Raw genomic sequence first — 19,846 nt, 5'->3', positions numbered from 1 at the left:
ATGAATTTAAGTGATTGGTGTAAATTAAAAAAAATGTAAAGTTGGAAAACAATGTGAAAATTGCAGTTATTGGATTGGGGTATGTAGGATTACCTTTGGCTCGATTATTTGCTACAAAATACTTAGTTGTTGGTTTTGATATAAACGAATCAAGAGTTAATTCTTTAAAATCCGGAACTGACACAACTTTAGAAGTTGAAGATAATGAACTGGGAAAGGTTTTAATACAATCAACTAATAACGACAAAGGCTTATATTGTACGACATCATTAAGTGATATTGAAAATTGCAATTATTATATCATTACTGTACCAACGCCAGTCGACAAAAATAATAGACCAGATTTAACACCTTTATATAAATCAAGCGAATCGGTTGCGAAAGTATTGAAAAAAGGAGATATTGTTATTTATGAATCTACTGTATATCCAGGCGTAACAGAAGAACAATGTGTTCCAGTTTTAGAAAAGAATTCAGGATTAAAATTTAATGTTGATTTTTTTGCGGGATATTCACCTGAAAGAATAAATCCGGGAGATAAAGAGCATACCGTTGAGAAAATCCTTAAGGTGACTTCGGGTTCAACTCCAGAGATCGGTTTAAAAGTTGATGCTTTATACAAATCTGTTATAACTGCGGGAACCTATTTGGCCCCAACTATAAAAGTCGCTGAAGCTGCTAAAGTTATTGAAAATTCCCAAAGAGATATAAATATTGCTTTTGTAAATGAACTGGCAAAGATATTTAACTTAATGAATATCGATACACAGGAAGTACTTGCAGCCGCTGCTACAAAATGGAATTTTTTACCATTTAAACCTGGTTTAGTCGGTGGACATTGCATCGGTGTTGATCCTTACTATTTGGCCCAAAGAGCACAAGAATTTGGATATCATCCTGAAATAATATTAGCAGGTAGACGTTTAAATGATAGTATGGGAGAATATGTTGCTTCGCAAATTGTGAAGTTGATGATCAAAAAGGGAATCTCTGTTAATGGTGCAAGTCTTCTTATGCTAGGTATTACTTTTAAGGAAAATTGCCCGGATGTTAGAAATACTAAAATAGTTGACGTTGTAAAATCGTTAACGGAATACGGAATAGTAGTTACAATATTTGATCCATTGGCTAATAGTCCAGAGGTCGAAAAAGAATATAAATTAGAAACTATAGATTCTTTGCCTACAGAAAAGTTTGATGCTATTGTTTTGGGAGTGGCACATGCTGAGTTTTTAGAATTGGATTTTTCTGAATTGCAAAAAGACAATAGTTTGTTATATGATGTAAAAGGAGTTTTAGGCACAAAAGCAGATAACAGGCTTTAATGTTTTTAAACTTCTTACTTTAATTTAAAGAAAATGGAAAATAATAATTCAATTATACATGTAATTTTAACTGGTGGTGTAGGCAGCAGGTTGTGGCCTCTTTCTCGAAAAAGTCAACCGAAACAATATTTAGAAATTTTTGAAAATAAATCATTGTTTGAAATGACCGTTGAGCGTAATAGTCATTTAGCAGATAAGGTAATGGTAGTGGGTAATGTAGATAATCATCATTTAAGTGGCAAGGTGATGAGCAAAACAGATACTTTATATACAAATATTGTTGAGGCAACTCCTAGAAATACTGCGGCCGCTATTGCATTTGCAGCTTTTGCAAGTGACCCCAATGATGTCTTAATTGTTACACCTTCTGATCACATTATTGATAAGATGGAGGATTATAATATTGCTATTCAAGAAGCCATTTCAAAAGCCAAAGAAGGTTTTATTGTAACATTCGGAATCATACCTACTAAACCAGAGACAGGATATGGATATATTGAATCCAAAGGCGATAAAGTAATTTCATTTCGTGAAAAACCAAATGAAACTACTGCAAAAGAGTTTATTTCAAGAGGAAATTTTTTGTGGAACAGTGGTATGTTTTGTTTCAAAGCAGGGGTTCTTTTGGATGAATTGAAACAGTTTCAACCAGACGTTTACGAAAAATCAAAAGCAGTTTGGGAAGCAAATAAAGAAGGTTTCTTAGATTTAGATACATCATTAGAAATCCCGTCAATAAGTATTGACTATGCAGTAATGGAACGAAGTAAAAAAATTAAAGTCGTCCCAGCTTCATTTTCTTGGTCTGATTTAGGTTCTTTTGAATCCGTATATGATTATTTAGTTACGAAAGGGCATCCAATTGATTCGAATGGGAATATGGTTATAGGGTGTGAAAGTCCTACGAGATTTTTAGGATTAAAAAATACAATATTTGTACATACTGATTCAGCAAATTTAATATTGCAAAAAGAAAATTCGCAGGATGTAAAAGACATCTATAATGAATTAGAAAAACAAAATTCATCTTTATTAAATTAACAGAAGTAAAAAAATGAAAAAAATTCTTATAACTGGCGGAGCTGGTTTTATTGGTTCTCATGTAGTAAGACGTTTTGTTAACAAGTATCCAGAGTATCAAATTTTTAATTTAGATGCTCTGACTTATGCTGGAAATCTTGAAAATATAAAAGATATACAAGATAAACCCAATTATAAATTTGTAAAAGGAGATATTGTAGATGAACAATTTATAAATCAACTTTTCTCAGAATATAATTTCGATGGAGTTTTACATTTAGCTGCAGAGTCACATGTTGATCGATCTATTGAAGATCCATTAGCATTTGTAAAAACAAATGTTATTGGAACAATGAATTTATTGAATGCTGCGAAAAATCTATGGAAGGGGAATTTTGAAGGAAAAAGATTTTATCATATAAGTACGGACGAAGTTTATGGCTCATTAGGCGCTGAAGGTCTTTTTACTGAAAGTACTGCATACGATCCAAATTCACCTTATTCGGCCTCAAAAGCAAGTTCAGATCATTTTGTGAGAGCTTATGGAGAAACTTACGGTTTGCCATATGTCTTAACTAACTGTTCAAACAATTATGGATCATATCACTTTCCAGAGAAATTAATCCCTTTATTTATTAATAATATTATCAATAATAAATCACTGCCTGTTTATGGAGATGGTAATTATACTCGCGACTGGCTTTTTGTTGAAGATCATGCAATAGCCATAGATTTGGTTTTTCATGAAGGGAAAAATCATGAAACTTATAATATTGGAGGTTTTAATGAATGGAAGAATATTGATTTAGTAAAGCTATTATGTAAAATTATGGATCAAAAGCTTGGTAGATCTGAAGGAACTTCTCAAGATTTGATTACTTATGTAAAAGACAGACCTGGTCATGACTTGCGCTATGCAATTGACGCATCAAAAATAAACAAGGAACTTGGTTGGAAGCCGTCAGTAACTTTCGAAGAAGGTTTGGAAAAAACAATAAATTGGTATCTTGAAAATGAAGAATGGTTGCAAAATGTGACATCAGGCTCATATAAGGATTATTATAAAAAACAATATTCATAAAAACAATAATTTTAAAAAAGCATTTTTTTTTAGATCAAATTAAATCGTCATGAAAAAAATAACATACGTTCTTGTTCTGTTTTTTACATTTTTGTTTTCTTACTCTATAAAAGCACAAGATATACTAAAATCTAAGGATTTAAGTACGGTAAAGGTCGATTATCTATCTGAGGACGATTTAGCCAAAATTAGCTCACAGCTTAAAAGTAATAATACAACAATTGAGCAGGTTGAGCCAATGGCACTTTCAAAAGGAATGAGCCAAACCGAATATAATAAATTAAAAGTTAGGCTTAACGAATACGCAGTAAAAAATGCGACAGGAAACGATAAACCTAAAATAATAGAAAGTCAGACAGACGGAAGAAAACAAAATCAAATTACCAATGACAAGGTTAAAGACACTGCGAATGCAATTATTTTTGGTTCCGAACTTTTTGATAATCCAACTTTAAATTTTGAACCAGATTTAAAAATTGCTACTCCTGTTAATTATTTGTTAGGACCTGGAGATGAATTACAAGTTAGCGTGTATGGTGTGCAGGAATTTAATGCGAGCATACCTGTTAGTGTTGAGGGGAAAATTTCTATCCAGTATGTAGGGCAAATTTCTGTATCTGGAATGACTATAGAAGCAGCTACACAAAAAATTAAAGCGGCGATTGCAAGAGTTTATAGTACAGTAAGTTCTGGTCAGTCTCAAGTTAGTATTAGTTTGAGTAAAATTAGGACTATTAAAATAACGGTGATCGGGGGGAAACAACCAGGTAACTATTCGATCTCTTCTCTAGCAACTGTTTTTAATGCATTGCATTTAGCCGGTGGTCCTGGAAAAAATGGTAGTTACAGAAATATTGAATTGATTAGAAATAATAAAGTTTTTAAAAATATTGATATTTATAGATTTCTAGTAAAGGGAGATCAATCTGATAATGTTGGTTTAAGGGAAAATGATGTTATACGAATTCCAGCTTATAATCAAAGGGTAGTAGTTGAAGGACAGGTAAAACGTCCAGGGATTTTTGAAATGAAGAAAGGAGAGAATTTTTCTGATCTTCTTAATTTTGCATCGGGTTTTAATGAATTTGCATATACTGCTTCAGTAAATGTTATACAAAAAACTGGAAAAGAATTTAAGGTTCATGACATAAATGAAAGTGAATACAATTCTTATCAGCCTCAATCTGGAGATGTTTTTAGAATTACTAGAATTTTAAATCGATTCGAAAATCGTATTAAAATTGAAGGAGCAGTTTTCAGACCTGATTACTATTCATATCAAGAAGGAATGCGTGTTTCAGATCTTATAACAAGAGCAGAAGGCTTGAAAGAAGATGCTTATAGTAAAAGAGCAAGAATTATTCGATTAAAAACAGATTTGACTACAGAAATTGTAAACGTTGACTTAAATGCAGCATTAACGGGAGACTTGAATGCTGATGTTGAATTAAAACGAGAAGATATCGTTACAGTTTATTCAATTTTAGATTTTAGAGAAGAATATAAAGTTACAATAGATGGAGAGGTAAAAAATCCAGGAGTCTATGACTATTTTGAAAATCTAACATTAAATGATTTGATTGTCCAGGTTGGAGGTCTTACTGGTTCGGCATCAAAACGTGTGGAAATTGCCAGAATGGTAAAGTCTGATGTAATTGATGATTCTAACCCAAAGCGTATCGAATTAGTACAATTTGAAATAACTTCAGATAATAATGAACAAGCAAAAAATTTTCTTCTGAAGCCCTTTGATGTCGTTAATATCCGTAGAATCGCAGTTTATGAAAAACCACAAATGGTTATAATCAAAGGGGCAGTAGCCTATCCTGGCAAATATGTGTTGGAAAATAAAAAAGAAAATGTATACAATGTCGTAATGCGCGCAGGCGGACTAACTTCTGTTGCTAATTTGGAAGGTATGAAGATTAAAAGACCTATTAAACAGGATCAGATAGATAAAATTAAAAGTGTAGATTTAAATTTGTCAAAAACTGACACATTAAATGAAAAACTAGCTAAAAAATTGGAAGAAGATTTAAAATTTTCAACAATACCTATTAATTGGGAGAAAATTGTAAAAGATAAAAATCATTACTCTAATGTGACTTTGTTTCCAGGTGACGAAATTGAAGTTGCTGTTTATAATGAAGGAGTTAAAGTAACTGGAAATGTTTTACTTACTTCTGAAATACCTTATAGAAGAGGTAAAGGTTTTAAATATTATATCAATGCTGTTGGCGGCGTTGATAGTAAAGGTTGGAAGAAAAAAGCATATATTATTTATCCTAATGGTAAAGCAGATGTAACTAAATCTTTTTTGTTTTTTAGATCATATCCAAATGTAGTTCCTGATTCACAGATAGTTGTTCCTGAAAAGCCTGAAACGAAGAATATGACTACTGGGGAATGGGTCAGTATTGGTAGTGTACTCACTAGTTTGGCACTATTAATTGTAACAGCTTTTAAATAGATTTTAATGAGTGATAAAACTGTAAAGAATGAAGAGATTTCTTTTAAAGAGATAATTTCACAAGCTAAAAAATGGTTGGCTTATCTACTCTCTCAGTGGAAAATTATTTGTATTGGGGGATTAATTGGTGCTTTTTTAGGAATCGGATATTCAATAATTAAAAAGCCTGTTTATAAAGCTTACCTTTCTTTCGCCTTAGAAGACGAAAAAGGTGGAGGTGTTGGAGGAGCATTGGGACTCGCAAGTACATTAGGGCTTGATTTAGGAGGAAGCAGTGGAGGAATGTTTGCTGGAGCAAACTTGACGGAGCTTTTTAAATCTAGATCTATGGTAGAAAAAACGCTTTTAGCCCCAGTTTTACTTGATGGAAAAAAAATCTCTCTTGCTGAAATGTATATTCAAAATAACGAATGGAGAGAAAATTGGAGTAAAAAACCGGAGTTAAAAAATATTCAGTTTCTGCCAGATGAGAACCGAAAAGGATTTACAAGAGTACATGATAGTATTTTAGGTTCAATTTATGGTAAATTATCCAAGGATGGACTGAAAGTTGGACAGAGAGATAAAAAAATTTCCATTGTTACTATGGAAGTCACTTCAACAAATGAACTTTTTGCAAAATATTTTTGTGAGGCATTGGCAAAAGAAGTTGGTAAATTTTATATTGACACGAAGAGTAAAAAAGCCAGAATTAATATGAATATATTAGAACATCAAGTCGATTCAATAAGAAGCGAACTTAATGGAGCCATAACAGGTGTTGCTCTTGCAAATGATAATACATTTAATTTGAACCCTGCTTTAAATATAAGAAGGGCGCCATCATCGCGAAGACAAGTAGATGTACAAGCAAATACAGCAATTTTGACAGAACTTGTTAAACAGACAGAATTAGCGAAAGTAACTTTAAGAAGAGAAACTCCTTTGATACAAATAATTGATAGACCTATTTTACCACTCACGAAAGAACGTTTTGGAAAAGCAAAAGGTATTATTATTGGAGGGTTTTTATTTGGGTTTTTAACTGTGCTTGGACTAGTGGTAAGGAAGGTTTTTAAAGAAATGGATTTATAATAATTTGTATAATTATAACTTTAACATGATTTAGTTTATGAAGTATTTTTACTTTTTCTTTTTTATAATTTTATTCACCTCTTGTGAAGCATCGGAAAATTCCGATCAAGAACCGCCTTTGCCAGAATCATTGCCTGAAACGATATCTAATAAGTGGTATGAAAAGGGCAAAGATTCTATCAAGATTATTGCACATGGAGGTGCTTCTGCGTATGAGCCATTTAATTCTCTTAGGGCTTTTAAAAAAGCTTTTGAGCTACATGCTGATGCTATTGAGCTTGATTTAATGAACTCAAAAGATGACTCAATTATGGTGTTTCATGATTTAAACACTAAAAGATATACAGGAGCCGATTATAATGTAGTTCAAACAAGTGCTAATGCTCTTAGAAGATTGGATATAGGAAACGGAGAGAAAATGCCTTTTTTGACTGAAGTTTTTGAGGTTCTGCCAAAAGGAAAAAAAATTTATTTAGAAATAAAATGGTGGGAAGAGCCTTCATCAAGGAGAAACGCAAACTTGCTTAATAAACTTATTGGACAAATTGAAAAAAGTGGCAGAGCGGAGGATTGTGTTATCGTATGTTTAGATTTTGATTATTTGATAAGAATTAAAATGAAGAAGCCAAATATCAAATGTTTTTTAACCACTTATGACAAAGATTTATTAAAAAAGGTTAGTTTAGTATTGCCCAAATATAATATACAGGGATGTAGTGTAATGTCTAATTTGATTAGTTCAGATCTTTCTGAAAGCTTAAAAGTAAATAACGTGTTTCTTTTTGGGTGGACGATTGATGATGGAAATTTGGCGTTAGATGTATGTAAAAAATATAAAGTGAACGGAATTTATACCAATAAACCTGATATTATATGGCGTTCTTTAAATGAGTTAAAAAAATAAATATTTATTTGAAATAACCTTCTCATTTAAGATTTTTTTCAATTATAAAATAATAATTTTAATGACTTGTAGAATAATTGAGTTTCCAAAAATTCATGACCCAAGGGGAAATCTATCTTTTTTCGAATTCCCTAATCAATTGCCATTTGAAATTGCAAGAACTTATTGGATTTACGATGTTCCGGGAGGCGAAATAAGAGGAAGTCATGCTTTTAAAGAACAACAAGAAATTGTTATAGCAATATCTGGTAGTTTTGATGTTATACTTCATGATGGAGAAAAGGAAACAAAGTTTTCTCTAAATAGGTCTTACTATGGTTTATATATACCAAAAATGTATTGGAGGAGGCTTGAAAATTTTTCAACAAATTCACTTGCGTTGATTATCTCGAATAAAGGCTATGATGAAAGTGATTATTTGAGAGACTTCGAAGAATTTAAAAAGCTTAAAAATGTATAAGGTAGATGATTGTGAAATAGTAAGCTTACCTAAAATTCATAATAATGCAGGTAACATTACTGTCATTGAAAATAATATTACAATACCATTTGATGTTAAGAGAGTATATTATTTGTATGATGTTCCAATGGGATCAGAAAGAGGAGGACATGGACATTATGAATTACAGCAATATATTGTAGCGCTGAGCGGTTCATTTACTTTTGTATTGGATGATGGAATTTGTAAAAAAGAAGTTTTTTTAAACGATCCATCAAAGGCATTGCATATACGGCCTGGTATTTGGAGGGAAATTAAAAATTTTTCAAGCGGAAGTATTTGTTTGGTTTTGGCTTCGGCAATGTATTCCGAAGAAGATTATTTGAGAGATTATAACGAATTTTTAAATTATAGAAAAGATGATACATCCACTTTCTGATGTGCAAACTGCCGATATTGGAGAAAACACATATGTTTGGCAATTTAGTATCATCTTGAAAAATGCTAAAATAGGAAGCGGTTGTAACATAAATTGTCATGTCTTTATTGAAAACAATGTTATAATTGGTAATAACGTAACAATCAAACCGGGAGTATATGTTTGGGATGGTATCACGATTGAGAATGACGTAATGATTGGCCCAAATGTTACTTTTACAAATGATAAATTGCCAAGATCTAAAAATCAAAATTATAAAATGGAATATACCACCGTTAAAAACGGTGCTTCAATAGGCGCAGGAGCAACAATTTTATGTGGGATTGAAATAGGTAAATATGCTTTAATTGGGGCAGGCACATTAATTACTAAAAATGTTCCAGCTAGAGCTTTAGTAACTGGTTCGCCAGGAAAAATTGTTGGATGGGTAAATGAAGATGGTACGAAAATGAGCAAATCCGAAGATTATTATTTAGATAATTTTGGAGAAAGTTGGATAGAAGTTGAAGGTCACTTAGTGAAAGTGTAATCTTTTAATATTCAAATAAAGTAGAAAATAAATTAGAAAACATGATTAAATTTCTTGATTTACAAAAAATAAACAATAAGTATGAAGCTGAGTTGAAACAAGTTGCTTCAGAAGTTATAGATAGTGGTTGGTACCTACTTGGGGACAGAGTTAATGATTTTGAAAAAGATTTAGTTGCTTATCAGGAAGGCGGTTTTGCTATTGCAGTTGCGAATGGTTTAGACGCATTACGACTAATTTTGAAAGGTTACATTGAGTTGGGCTACATGAAGGAAGGTGACGAAATTATTGTTCCTGCTAATACTTATATTGCTTCACTTTTAGCAATAACAGACAATAGGTTAAAACCAGTTTTAGTTGAGCCTGATCCAGAAACATATAATTTAGATATTAGCCGTATAGAAAGTAGAATTACTTCAAAAACAAAAGCTATAATGGTCGTGCATTTATACGGGAAAGTATGCTGGAGCGATGATTTGAAGCGATTAGCTGAAAAACATAATTTGAAGATTATCGAAGATAATGCGCAAGCCATTGGTGCAAGATGGAACGGAATTCGATCTGGTAATCTTGGCGATGCGGCGGGATTCAGTTTTTATCCAGGGAAAAATTTAGGAGCTCTTGGTGATTCAGGTGCTATAACAACAAAAGATGAAAATCTAGCCAAAATTATACGAGCATTGGCTAATTATGGATCTGCACAAAAATATGTTAATCAATACCAGGGACTTAATAGTCGTATGGATGAGATTCAGGCTGCTTTTTTAAGTGTAAAACTAAAATATATTGATGAAGAAAATCATCGTCGTCAAGAAATAGCCAACTATTATTTAGCCAACATTAAAAATGATAAAATAGTTTTACCTCAATTTGGTCAAAATGAAGAACATGTTTGGCATCTTTTTGTTATTAGTGTACAAGATCGGGCCAACGTTCAATCTTATTTATCAGATAATAGAGTACAGTCTTTAATTCATTATCCAATACCTCCACATTTGCAAGAGGCCTATTCTTCACTAGTCTATAGGGTTGGAGATTTTCCAATTACCGAAAATATGGCCGAGACTTGTCTTAGTTTACCATTATGGCCAGGTATGACAAAACAAGATATAAACACAATTGTTCAGTTGTTAAATAGAATATGAGTGCATTAAAATCATTCATTAAAAAAAATATTCCACCTAAAATATTGAATGGGCTAATAAGGTTGCGTGAATTGTATCTGATCAAAGATGCCCCTAGAAAGCATCGAAAGGCCCTTGAAATTGTTCGCAGAAAGGACAAATTAAAAGTGGTTTTCTTTTTGATTCACGACTCTGTATGGAAATATGATTATTTATATAATTTAATGCTAAATGATAATCGTTATGATCCTCTTGTGGTTGTATGCCCATATATGATTTATGGAGATAAAAATATGATTTTTGAAATGAATAAGAATTTCGAAAATTTTAAAGAGAAAGGATATGTAGTTATTAAATCTTTTGATGAAAAAACTGGAGAATGGATGGATGTTAAGAATGAAATAAAACCTGATCTCGTTTTTTTTACAAATCCACATAAACTTACTAAGGAGATATATTATATTGATAATTTTTTAGATACTTTGACATGTTATGTCCCATATTCGTTTCAAGTTTCGAATTTGTATAAAGATCAATTTGATCAGCCGTTTCATTCAAAAATTTGGAAACAATTTTATGAAACAGAAAAGCATAAACAAATTGGAAAAAAGTATTCATTTATTAAAGGAGCAAATATTGTTGTAACGGGGTATCCAGGAATAGACAGTTATTTAGAAAATGCAATTAAAGCTAGCCCATGGCCAAGTTCTGGAGATAAGAAATTGAAAAAAATTATTTGGGCTCCTCATCACACCATTCCGGGAGATGATTCCGGCTTAGGTTATTCATCTTTTTTTGAGTTAGCATCTATTATGATTAATATTGCTAAAACTTATAGCGACAAGATCCAAATAGCATTTAAACCCCACCCTATTTTAAAATCTAAGCTCTATAAAAATGAAAGTTGGGGTAAATCTAAAACGGATGATTATTTTAAAGTCTGGGGAACATTGCAAAATACTTTTATAGTGGATTCAGGATATTCGGAACTGTTCCAATATTCGGATGCGCTAATTCATGATAGTGGTTCTTTTACTGCGGAATATCTATTGTTAAATAAACCAGTAATGTTTACGGTTAAGAGTATTGATGTTCTTTGCAATTTTAATGATTTTGGTAAGGAATGTTTAAAAATGCATTATTTAGGTTTTAATGATATTGAAATAAAAAAATTCATTGATAATGTAGTTATAGGAGAAAAAGATTTTATGAAAAGTGAAAGAGAAGAGTTTGTAAATCAAAACTGTCTTCCACCTAATAATAAAACTGCTTCTCAAAATATTTTAGATTATATAAATAAGGAAATTGTAAATAAATAAAAATGTGTGGAATAGCAGGAATATTTTCTAGTGTATTAATTGATAATCTAGAAGAAAGGATTAATAGAATGAATAACTCTATTGAACACAGGGGGCCAGATGCAGGTAATTGTTTTATTGATAATAAAATTGCCCTAGGACATAGAAGACTATCAATAATAGATACGAGTACTGGGGCAAATCAACCTATGCATTCAAATTCTAAAAGATGGCATATTGTTTTTAATGGAGAAATTTATAATTTTAAAGAAATAAAAGAAAAATTAAATTATTCATTTGTAACTAGTTCGGATACTGAAGTCATTGTTGCTGCTGTGGAGGAAAAAGGAGTAGATTGGTTCATAAATGAAGCAAATGGTATGTTTGCAATTGCATTATATGATAGTATTAAAGAAGAACTTTTTATTATCAGGGATAGACTTGGAATTAAGCCATTATACTACTATTATGATAACAAACATGTAGTTTTTGCTTCTGAAATTAAAGCTATTTTAGAAAGCGGTTTGGTTAAAGCAGAATTTAATGAATTAGCAGTAGATGAGTATTTAGCCAATAGGTATGTTAGAGCTCCTTACACTTTTTTTAACAGCATTTTTCAATTAGAAGCTGGTACATATTTGAAGTTCGATAGTGATCTACATTTCGATATTGTTAGATATTGGGATTTACCAAATAAATTTAATGTGTCTTCGACATATAATGAAGATGAAATATTAAATTTATTTGAAAAACAGTTAATTAAAGCTATTAATTATAGATTGATAGCTGATGTTCCGTTAGGAACTTATTTAAGTGGAGGAGTTGACTCTAGTTTAATAACTGCTATTACATCAAATCTAAAAAGCGAGAAAGTAAATACGTATACAATCGGTTTTTCGGATTTTAATGAATTTGAATATGCAGATAAAATAGTTAAAAAATATAACTTAGACCATCACGAAATTCTCTTAAAAAAAGAAGATTACATTAATAATTGGGAGGAATTAATAAAAATGAAGGATTCTCCATTAGGTGTTCCAAACGAAATTCCATTGGCTTTAATGTCTACTAAACTTAAAGAGAAGATTACGGTTGTATTATCTGGAGAAGGAGCAGATGAATTAATGGGGGGGTATGGCATGATATTTAGATCTCCTTTTGATTATTCAAATTTAAATCTAAACTCGAGTTTTTATGACTATTTTATTTCAGAATATGAATATGTTAGTAGAGAAATGAGAGATAATTTTATATCTACACCAAAAAATTATCGTAACGAATTTGATGCTAAAATTCAATCAGAATTTGAAGGGAGATCAAATGAGGAGAATGTATTTAAATTTTTTCATAAGTATCATGTAAAAGGACTTTTGCAAAGGGTTGATACCGCATCTATGCAAGCAGCTGTCGAAGCTAGGGTGCCTTTTTTAGATCATAATTTAATTGAGTTTGTATATAATCATGTTCCATATGAATTAAAATTAAGATGGAAAGGTGAAGAAGAAAAAAGTAAAGCAACTAACTTAAAGTCTAAAGATTATAGTGAAAAACTTGATGTTCCAAAGTATCTTTTAAGAAAATTGTCTTACAAGTACTTACCTAGGGAGATTGTTGATAGAAAAAAGGTTGGATTTCCTGTGCCACTTTCTTCGTGGTTTGAAAATTTAGAAATGCTAGCCAGAGAAGTACTTCCGGAAGCAGAATGGCTAAAAAAAGGTATTCTAGAGGAATTATTAGCACAAAGTAAGGTTGAAGTAAGAGCAGGTCAAATTTTATGGATGTTTATAAATATCGAGCTTTTTAGAAAAATTTATTTTAGAAAAGAGTGGAGATATTAAGAATGAATAATAATGAAAAATATATAATGAAAAAAAAAATAATAGGATACACTTCAGGTGTTTATGATTTGTTTCATATAGGACATTTAAATTTGTTAAAGAATGCTAAAGGGTTATGTGATAAGCTTATAGTTGGTGTATCAACAGATGAGCTTGTAAGTTACAAGAATAAAGAAGCTGTAATCCCTCATTTGGAAAGAATGGAAATTGTTAGGTCAATTAAATTTGTTGATGTAGTAGTTCCTCAAGAAGATATGGATAAATTTAAAATGTGGGAACGTTTAAAATTTGATGTTATGTTTGTTGGAGACGATTGGTTTGAAACGCCAAAATGGAAAGAATTAGAAGATAAATTTGAGTCTGTAGGTGTTAAAATTGTTTATTTTCCTTATACAAAAGGTATTTCTTCAACTAAAATTAATGAAACTTTAAATTTCATTAGATCTAAATAATGTCATCCTTAAAATAAAAAAAACTTTTTAGGATTTATTATAAAACAAAAAAGGTTTGATTTATTTTATTTTTAATTTATATAATTTTGTCAAATTCACTTAGATCAACTGCAGCCAAAGGGATAATTTGGTCTGCGATTGATAAATTTGCAGTCCAGCTCGGTCAATTTACCGTTAGCATAGTTCTCGCACGAATTTTAATGCCCGAAGACTTTGGCCTTTTAGGAATGTTGTCCATTTTTATTGCTCTTTCTCAAACATTTATTGAAAGTGGAATGGGGTTAGGGTTGATACAGCGGCAGAATCGAACAGATATAGATTTTTCGACTGTTTTTGTTTTTAATCTTGCAGTTAGTAGTTTATTTTATCTGCTATTATTTTTTTCAGCTCCTTTAATAGCTTCGTATTTTAATCAGCCTCTGCTTATCGACTTAACGCGCGTATTGGGGCTTAATCTCTTTATAAATTCTCTTGCGATAGTTCAACGAACAAAGTTGACAATTGCCATAGATTTTAAGGCAATTGCAAAAACCAATGTAATTGCAGTAATATTAGGTGGGATAGCTGGAGTTACTGCAGCAATGAATGGTTTTGGTGTATGGTCTCTAGTTATACAAACTTTATTGGGCTCTTTTGCTTCTACTTTATCATTATGGTTTTTCAGTCATTGGAAGCCTTCTGTTGCCTTTTCAAGGACTTCATTTAAAAATTTGTTTGGTTTTGGGTCAAAGTTATTGCTTTCGGGACTCTATGCCCAATTAATGAATAATGTATATAATATTTTTATTGGAAAATATTTTTCAATATCTTCTTTAGGATATTATACAAGAGCGAAAGGCTTTGCGGATATTTCGGCAGGGACCATTACAAGTATCTTGCAACAAGCAACTTTCCCAATTCTAACATCTGTACAGAGTGATAAAGAAAAATTAGTTTCTGTATATAGTAGAATGATCCGTATGTCTTCATTTTGTATTATTCCTGTTATGACATTAATAGCTCTATTGGCAAAACCAATTGTGATTTTGTTGCTGACAGAAAAATGGATATTCGTGATTCCACTTTTGCAATGGATGGTATTTGCAAGGATTTTTTTCCCAATGAGTGCCATTAACATGAATTTACTAAATGCAATAGGACGTTCAGATTTATTTTTGAAAATGGATTTATCTAAATTGCCTATAACTGTTATTGCCATGATTATAACAATTCCATTAGGAGTAACTGCCATGGTAATAGGACAGGTAGTAACTTCAGGAGTATCTTTTTTTTTAAATGCTTATCTTCCTGGAAAATTTTATGGCTATGGAGCATTAAGTCAATTAAAAGATATGTTTCCTGTTTTAGTAGCTACAGCTGGAATGTCCCTGATAGTTTTTTTTCTAACCCTTTTTCTGGATAGTTTAATTTTACAATTAATTATAGGTAGTATTTTAGCTATATTAAGCTATTTATTTTTTTGTTGGTTATTAAAATTGGAAGAGCTTTTAGAAGTAAAAAAAATATGTTTAGGATTGTTAAAGAAGTAATTCTGGAAAAAATCTTTTTTTAACAAAAAACTTCACTAGTAAGTTTAATAGACTATTAAATATTGAAAATAAATTTAATGGAAAAGAAACCGTTAATTTCAGTTATTGTTTTATGTTATAATCAAGAAAATACAATTGGTAGAACATTGGACAGTATTCTAAATCAAAAAACAAATTATTCTTATGAAATAATTATTGGAGAAGATGCTTCGCCAGGAGATAATACTCGTGCTGTATGTGAACAGTATGCTAAAAAGTATCCTGATTTAATCTATTTAATGCCAGAACATCCTAACAAAGGGCTTTTACAAAATTATTCAGATTGTATTGCAAAAAGTAATGGGAAATATATAGCTACTTGCGCTGGAGACGATTGGTGGAGTAATCCGGATAAACTAGAATTACAAGTTAGTTTTTTAGAAAATAACGATAATTATGGAGTGATTTATACAGATTTGTCAGTTATAAATGTTGATACAGGAGAACTTTTAGAAGATTTTAATAGCTCAAACCAAAAAGATATGCCAAGTGGAGAAATTTATAAAGAACTTTTGTTCGAAAACAAAATTTCAGCATGCACGGCACTTTTTAAAAAGCAACTTTTTTTAGAAAATATAGATTTACTTGAATTTAAATCTTTAGGTTTTATAATGGAGGATTATCCTATGTGGTTAGAATTATCTAAACAGACTAAGTTTAAATATCTACCAGTATCAACTTCAACATATTCAATAGGTGACGGATCATTAAGTAATAATAATCAATTCGGAAAGATAGAAGAATTTGAGTTAAATTGTAATTTAATACGAAAACATTATATATCAAAATATCCTCTTAAGGGTATTGATGATAACTATTTAGATAGAAAACTTTATAAGACTTTGGTTCTACGGGGGACAGTTCGTAAACACTTTAAAGAGGCTAGATTTTATGCTAACAAACTCCCAGTTAACTCTGTTAAAGATTTAATGTTTAAATGGATATGCTTTTCACCGGCAATTTTACTGTTTTCTAAATATTTGAAATATATAAAATGTGCTTAAATATTAATTTATAGCACTACATTAATAAAAACTATTTTTTCTAGAATATTAAATTTAAAATATAAAAAATAAAGAATGCTGATTTCAATAATAATTCCAATATATAATGTCGAAAAATATATTGAAAGATGTTTGTTTTCTGTTTTCAATCAGACATATAAGGAAATTGAAATTATATTAGTTAATGACTGTTCGCCAGATAGTTCTATGGAAATAGTTGAGCGTATTTTAAAAGAAAACCCAATTGAAACAAGGGTAAAGGTTATTAATCATGATGAGAATAAAGGACTGTCTGATGCTAGAAATACTGGTATTATTAATGCGCAAGGAGAATACATTTATTTCTTAGATAGCGATGATGCTATTACCTTGGATTGTATCCAGACTCTGGTAAACAATAGTAACGGCGAAGAAGTAATAATTGCTTCTGTCCTGAAAGATGATAAAACACTTTATTGGGAAAATCAAAATATAGGAGGTTATAAAGGAAATGAAGTATTTGATGCATATTTTAATGGAGACATTTATGATATGGCTTGTAACAAACTTGTAAAAAAAGATTTTTTAATAAATAATCAATTGTTTTTTAAGCCTAAGTTGATACATGAAGATTTTTTGTGGAGTTATCAAGTTGCAATGGCAACTAGTTCCATGATTATTATTAAAGAGCCAACTTATATTTATTTTGTTCGATCAGGAAGTTTGAATACAAATTTTACAAAACGTAATGTTGATAACATCTTTATTAGTTTTAGAATCATTCAAGAAGATATAAAAAAGAACAAGTATTATAATCTAAATTCTGTTGTTTGCTTTCTTGTATGTAAATCTTATGATTTTAAATATTTAGCTGTGAAAGATGCAAAAATGACCTTGAAGGAGTATCTTGAAATTGATTTTAATCTCATTGATTTATCAATGATTGGACAAAAAAAAGCTACGGTTTTAAAATACTCTATATTAAAAATGCCTGGATTTATACAGTTTTATATTTTCAAAATAAGGAAAAAACTACAAATGTCAGTTAACTTATAGAGATCAAACTATTATCTAAAAAAATTAAGGGAGCAACAATATCCATTTTCTTATGTCACAACTTCAGAGAACATATTATATTTATCATTTAACCAATTCGGTTCATGAAGGAGGAATGGCGAGAAATAATGCATTTTATCAAAGGTTTTTGGATTTAAATGCAGTTTCGTTAAATGTATATAGTAAGAGTATTATTAAGCGTTTATGGATGTCTATAAAGGCACTTTGGGTGTTGATTTTTCTTAAAAACAAAAATATTTTTATCCATCAAGGTAGTTTATTTGTGTTGTTTCCTGTTTTTCTTATGAGAATTTCTTTTTTCAAAAAATGGATATTTTATTTATTGAATCGTCTTGCTAGAAGAAACAAGTTCATGCTAGAGGTAAACGATTTACCTTATGAGCAATCAATCGATCTTGAATTACATATTGACGATATTTACAAATTACTTCAAGATAGACTTTATACTATAAAAGGATGTTACTATATTTTTGCTTCAAATGAAATGGCATCCTATGCAGCTTTAAAATATTCAATTCAAGATAAATATTTTAAGGTTATTATTAATGGCGCGCCAGAACTATTTGATTGCCCTGCTATTTTTAACGATGAAAAATGGATAACAAGTACTGATATTAAGTTTGTTTATGCTGGAAGTTTAAATAAAGGAAGACAGATTGAAGATCTTTTAACTATTTTTAGAGAGAATAAAAATAATTTACTAATCATTTTAGGGAATAATGGGGAATGGTTGAAAACATTAGATCTTCCTGCAAATATTATCTACTTAGGTAATTTTGAAGAGAGAGAAGCTCATTATTTGGTGTCGAAATGCGATGTGGGAATTATTCCTTATAATGAAGAACGTTTTTATTATAATTTGTGTTTTCCAACCAAAGTGTCTTTTTATTTAACCGCCGGACTCCCAATTTTAACAACTCCTTTAAAAGAATTACAGCAGGTTTTTAAAGATAAAAAGGCCTTGCTTTTTGTTTCGTTTACCAATTGGAGTACAACAATAAAAAACTTAAATACTTCGGAAATACTAATAATGAAAGAATCTGTAAAAAACATTAAAGATTCATATAGCTGGAAAGCTATTTTAAACGAAAATAAATTTGATTGATATCTTTAAAATACTTAAGTATTTAGAAATTCTATAAAGGACAAAATATGATTTATTTTTTGATTATATTTTTTATAATATTTTCTTTAATTGCTTTTATTCCTCCTAAAGATATTTATCAAAAAAATATTATTTTTTTTGGGTTTGGGGTACTACTAATATTTACAGCCGCTTTACGTGAGATAGGAGTTGATAGAGATTCTGTATTGTATGAAGAAATGTTTTTCAATTACGATACCTCTATGGTTGAACCTTCTTTTCAATTGCTGTCAGAATTTATTCAAGCGCATTTGGATTCTAATATTACTTATTTGTTTTTTCTTTATGCTTTTTTTGGCGTTCTGACAAAATTATTGGCAATTAAACAGTTGACAAAATTATGGTTTCTATCCTTACTAATTTATTTGTCCAATTTTTATATTATACAAGAGCTAACAACAATAAGAGCTGGTGTTGCTTCTGGTTTTCTTATGTTATGTCTAAAACCTATACATGATCGCGATTGGAAAAAATTTCTGTTATTTGTAAGTATTGCAGTTTTTTTCCATTATTCGGCATTAGTTATTTTACCTCTATGGTTTTTGGGAAGTAAACCTCGTAAGCAATGGTTGTTACTCTCTATTCCTTTGGGATATTTAGTTTATTTTTCAGGAATAAATTTAGTAGGTGTAATACCTATACCAGGAGTTCAAGAAAAATTGGAAATGTACAAGCAGCTCCAAGAATTGGGCGACGAAAAAGCAACAGCAATAAATGTTTTTAATTTGCTTTTTCTAGCAAGGATTGTAATCTTCTATTTTCTATTGTGGAAGTACGATCTTATTGCTTCAAATAACAAGTATTTTACGTTACTAATTAAAATTTATTGTTTAGGATTGGTCGTTTTTTTAATTTTTTCTACGATGCCCGTTGTAGCATTTAGAATTAATGAATTATTCAGTGTGACCGAAATTATTTTAATACCATTATTGTTTTACGGATTTACTCCGCGAATTTTTTCTAAATTTATCATTGAATTTATAGGACTATGCTTCTTTTTTATTGTATTGTTTTATAATAAATTAATTGCTTTTTAAGTCAAAATCAAGGTTGTGAAATAATAAATAAAATATTCTTCTAA

General features: G+C 30.3%; 18 protein-coding genes. All 18 read left to right on the top strand.

The window, feature by feature from the left end:
• Nucleotides 1–41 precede the first annotated feature (41 nt).
• The 18 genes from BD847_RS19020 (at nucleotide 42) to BD847_RS18935 (ending at nucleotide 19,802) form a co-directional block, all read left to right on the top strand.
• Nucleotides 42–1,325: a nucleotide sugar dehydrogenase gene (locus BD847_RS19020; RefSeq protein WP_167443892.1), complete on the top strand. Its 1,284-nt coding sequence runs from the start codon at nucleotides 42–44 to the stop codon at nucleotides 1,323–1,325.
• Nucleotides 1,326–1,358: 33 nt separating this feature from the next.
• Nucleotides 1,359–2,366: a mannose-1-phosphate guanylyltransferase gene (locus BD847_RS19015; RefSeq protein ID WP_115889846.1), complete on the top strand. Its 1,008-nt coding sequence runs from the start codon at nucleotides 1,359–1,361 to the stop codon at nucleotides 2,364–2,366.
• A gap of 13 nt (nucleotides 2,367–2,379) precedes the next feature.
• On the top strand, nucleotides 2,380–3,426 hold the full coding sequence (rfbB, locus tag BD847_RS19010; protein ID WP_115889845.1) for a dTDP-glucose 4,6-dehydratase: 1,047 nt from the start codon (nucleotides 2,380–2,382) through the stop codon (nucleotides 3,424–3,426).
• 49 nt (nucleotides 3,427–3,475) lie between these two features.
• Entirely contained in the window at nucleotides 3,476–5,896 is a 2,421-nt protein-coding gene (locus BD847_RS19005) for an SLBB domain-containing protein (RefSeq protein WP_115889844.1), read from the top strand.
• Nucleotides 5,897–5,902: 6 nt separating this feature from the next.
• On the top strand, nucleotides 5,903–6,970 hold the full coding sequence (locus BD847_RS19000; protein ID WP_115889843.1) for a GumC domain-containing protein: 1,068 nt from the start codon (nucleotides 5,903–5,905) through the stop codon (nucleotides 6,968–6,970).
• A 37-nt stretch (nucleotides 6,971–7,007) separates the two neighbouring features.
• The gene (locus BD847_RS18995; protein ID WP_115889842.1) at nucleotides 7,008–7,874 is read left to right on the top strand and encodes a glycerophosphodiester phosphodiesterase; all 867 of its coding nucleotides are present in this window, start codon (nucleotides 7,008–7,010) and stop codon (nucleotides 7,872–7,874) included.
• Nucleotides 7,875–7,935: 61 nt separating this feature from the next.
• Nucleotides 7,936–8,334, top strand: coding sequence for a sugar 3,4-ketoisomerase (locus BD847_RS18990; RefSeq protein ID WP_115889841.1), 399 nt, complete (start codon nucleotides 7,936–7,938; stop codon nucleotides 8,332–8,334).
• Nucleotides 8,327–8,752 (top strand): sugar 3,4-ketoisomerase, encoded by a 426-nt coding sequence (locus BD847_RS18985; RefSeq protein ID WP_115889840.1) that lies wholly within the window; start codon nucleotides 8,327–8,329, stop codon nucleotides 8,750–8,752. Before BD847_RS18990 ends, BD847_RS18985 begins: the two co-directional genes overlap by 8 nt.
• Complete coding sequence (locus tag BD847_RS18980; protein ID WP_115889839.1) at nucleotides 8,733–9,281, top strand: acyltransferase; 549 nt, start codon at nucleotides 8,733–8,735, stop codon at nucleotides 9,279–9,281. The genes BD847_RS18985 and BD847_RS18980 overlap by 20 nt, the downstream gene beginning before the upstream one ends.
• A 41-nt stretch (nucleotides 9,282–9,322) precedes the next feature.
• Entirely contained in the window at nucleotides 9,323–10,426 is a 1,104-nt protein-coding gene (locus BD847_RS18975) for a DegT/DnrJ/EryC1/StrS family aminotransferase (protein WP_115889838.1), read from the top strand.
• Nucleotides 10,423–11,724 (top strand): CDP-glycerol glycerophosphotransferase family protein, encoded by a 1,302-nt coding sequence (locus tag BD847_RS18970; protein WP_115889837.1) that lies wholly within the window; start codon nucleotides 10,423–10,425, stop codon nucleotides 11,722–11,724. Before BD847_RS18975 ends, BD847_RS18970 begins: the two co-directional genes overlap by 4 nt.
• Before the next feature lie 2 nt (nucleotides 11,725–11,726).
• Entirely contained in the window at nucleotides 11,727–13,541 is a 1,815-nt protein-coding gene (gene asnB / locus BD847_RS18965) for an asparagine synthase (glutamine-hydrolyzing) (protein WP_115889836.1), read from the top strand.
• 26 nt (nucleotides 13,542–13,567) lie between these two features.
• Nucleotides 13,568–13,993 carry an adenylyltransferase/cytidyltransferase family protein gene (locus tag BD847_RS18960; protein ID WP_115889942.1) on the top strand — a complete coding sequence of 142 codons (426 nt, stop codon included), beginning with the start codon at nucleotides 13,568–13,570 and terminating at the stop codon, nucleotides 13,991–13,993.
• Between the two features lie 86 nt (nucleotides 13,994–14,079).
• Complete coding sequence (locus BD847_RS18955) at nucleotides 14,080–15,522, top strand: lipopolysaccharide biosynthesis protein (RefSeq protein ID WP_244201639.1); 1,443 nt, start codon at nucleotides 14,080–14,082, stop codon at nucleotides 15,520–15,522.
• A gap of 77 nt (nucleotides 15,523–15,599) precedes the next feature.
• Nucleotides 15,600–16,565, top strand: coding sequence for a glycosyltransferase family 2 protein (locus tag BD847_RS18950; RefSeq protein WP_115889834.1), 966 nt, complete (start codon nucleotides 15,600–15,602; stop codon nucleotides 16,563–16,565).
• A 75-nt stretch (nucleotides 16,566–16,640) separates the two neighbouring features.
• The gene (locus BD847_RS18945) at nucleotides 16,641–17,600 is read left to right on the top strand and encodes a glycosyltransferase family 2 protein (RefSeq protein WP_115889833.1); all 960 of its coding nucleotides are present in this window, start codon (nucleotides 16,641–16,643) and stop codon (nucleotides 17,598–17,600) included.
• 115 nt (nucleotides 17,601–17,715) lie between these two features.
• Nucleotides 17,716–18,726 (top strand): glycosyltransferase, encoded by a 1,011-nt coding sequence (locus BD847_RS18940; protein WP_147298522.1) that lies wholly within the window; start codon nucleotides 17,716–17,718, stop codon nucleotides 18,724–18,726.
• Between the two features lie 47 nt (nucleotides 18,727–18,773).
• Nucleotides 18,774–19,802, top strand: a complete 1,029-nt coding sequence (locus tag BD847_RS18935) for an EpsG family protein (protein WP_115889831.1) — start codon at nucleotides 18,774–18,776, stop codon at nucleotides 19,800–19,802.
• The last annotated feature ends 44 nt before the right edge of the window (nucleotides 19,803–19,846 follow it).

Origin of the sequence: Flavobacterium cutihirudinis (assembly GCF_003385895.1) — a bacterium.
In the GTDB taxonomy this organism is placed as follows: domain Bacteria; phylum Bacteroidota; class Bacteroidia; order Flavobacteriales; family Flavobacteriaceae; genus Flavobacterium; species Flavobacterium cutihirudinis.
Note: the sequence above shows the minus strand (reverse complement) of the source record. Positions and strands in the feature narration are given on the sequence as shown.

Excerpts from the sequence above, each read along its gene's own strand:
- BD847_RS19015 (WP_115889846.1), top strand. The coding sequence starts at position 1,359 with ATGGAAAATAATAATTCAATTATACATGTAATTTTAACTGGTGGTGTA.
- rfbB (WP_115889845.1), top strand. The coding sequence starts at position 2,380 with ATGAAAAAAATTCTTATAACTGGCGGAGCTGGTTTTATTGGTTCTCAT.
- BD847_RS19005 (WP_115889844.1), top strand. The coding sequence starts at position 3,476 with ATGAAAAAAATAACATACGTTCTTGTTCTGTTTTTTACATTTTTGTTT.
- BD847_RS19000 (WP_115889843.1), top strand. The coding sequence starts at position 5,903 with ATGAGTGATAAAACTGTAAAGAATGAAGAGATTTCTTTTAAAGAGATA.
- BD847_RS18995 (WP_115889842.1), top strand. The coding sequence starts at position 7,008 with ATGAAGTATTTTTACTTTTTCTTTTTTATAATTTTATTCACCTCTTGT.
- BD847_RS18990 (WP_115889841.1), top strand. The coding sequence starts at position 7,936 with ATGACTTGTAGAATAATTGAGTTTCCAAAAATTCATGACCCAAGGGGA.
- BD847_RS18985 (WP_115889840.1), top strand. The coding sequence starts at position 8,327 with ATGTATAAGGTAGATGATTGTGAAATAGTAAGCTTACCTAAAATTCAT.
- BD847_RS18980 (WP_115889839.1), top strand. The coding sequence starts at position 8,733 with ATGATACATCCACTTTCTGATGTGCAAACTGCCGATATTGGAGAAAAC.
- BD847_RS18975 (WP_115889838.1), top strand. The coding sequence starts at position 9,323 with ATGATTAAATTTCTTGATTTACAAAAAATAAACAATAAGTATGAAGCT.
- BD847_RS18970 (WP_115889837.1), top strand. The coding sequence starts at position 10,423 with ATGAGTGCATTAAAATCATTCATTAAAAAAAATATTCCACCTAAAATA.
- asnB (WP_115889836.1), top strand. The coding sequence starts at position 11,727 with ATGTGTGGAATAGCAGGAATATTTTCTAGTGTATTAATTGATAATCTA.
- BD847_RS18960 (WP_115889942.1), top strand. The coding sequence starts at position 13,568 with ATGAAAAAAAAAATAATAGGATACACTTCAGGTGTTTATGATTTGTTT.
- BD847_RS18950 (WP_115889834.1), top strand. The coding sequence starts at position 15,600 with ATGGAAAAGAAACCGTTAATTTCAGTTATTGTTTTATGTTATAATCAA.
- BD847_RS18945 (WP_115889833.1), top strand. The coding sequence starts at position 16,641 with ATGCTGATTTCAATAATAATTCCAATATATAATGTCGAAAAATATATT.
- BD847_RS18940 (WP_147298522.1), top strand. The coding sequence starts at position 17,716 with ATGGCGAGAAATAATGCATTTTATCAAAGGTTTTTGGATTTAAATGCA.
- BD847_RS18935 (WP_115889831.1), top strand. The coding sequence starts at position 18,774 with ATGATTTATTTTTTGATTATATTTTTTATAATATTTTCTTTAATTGCT.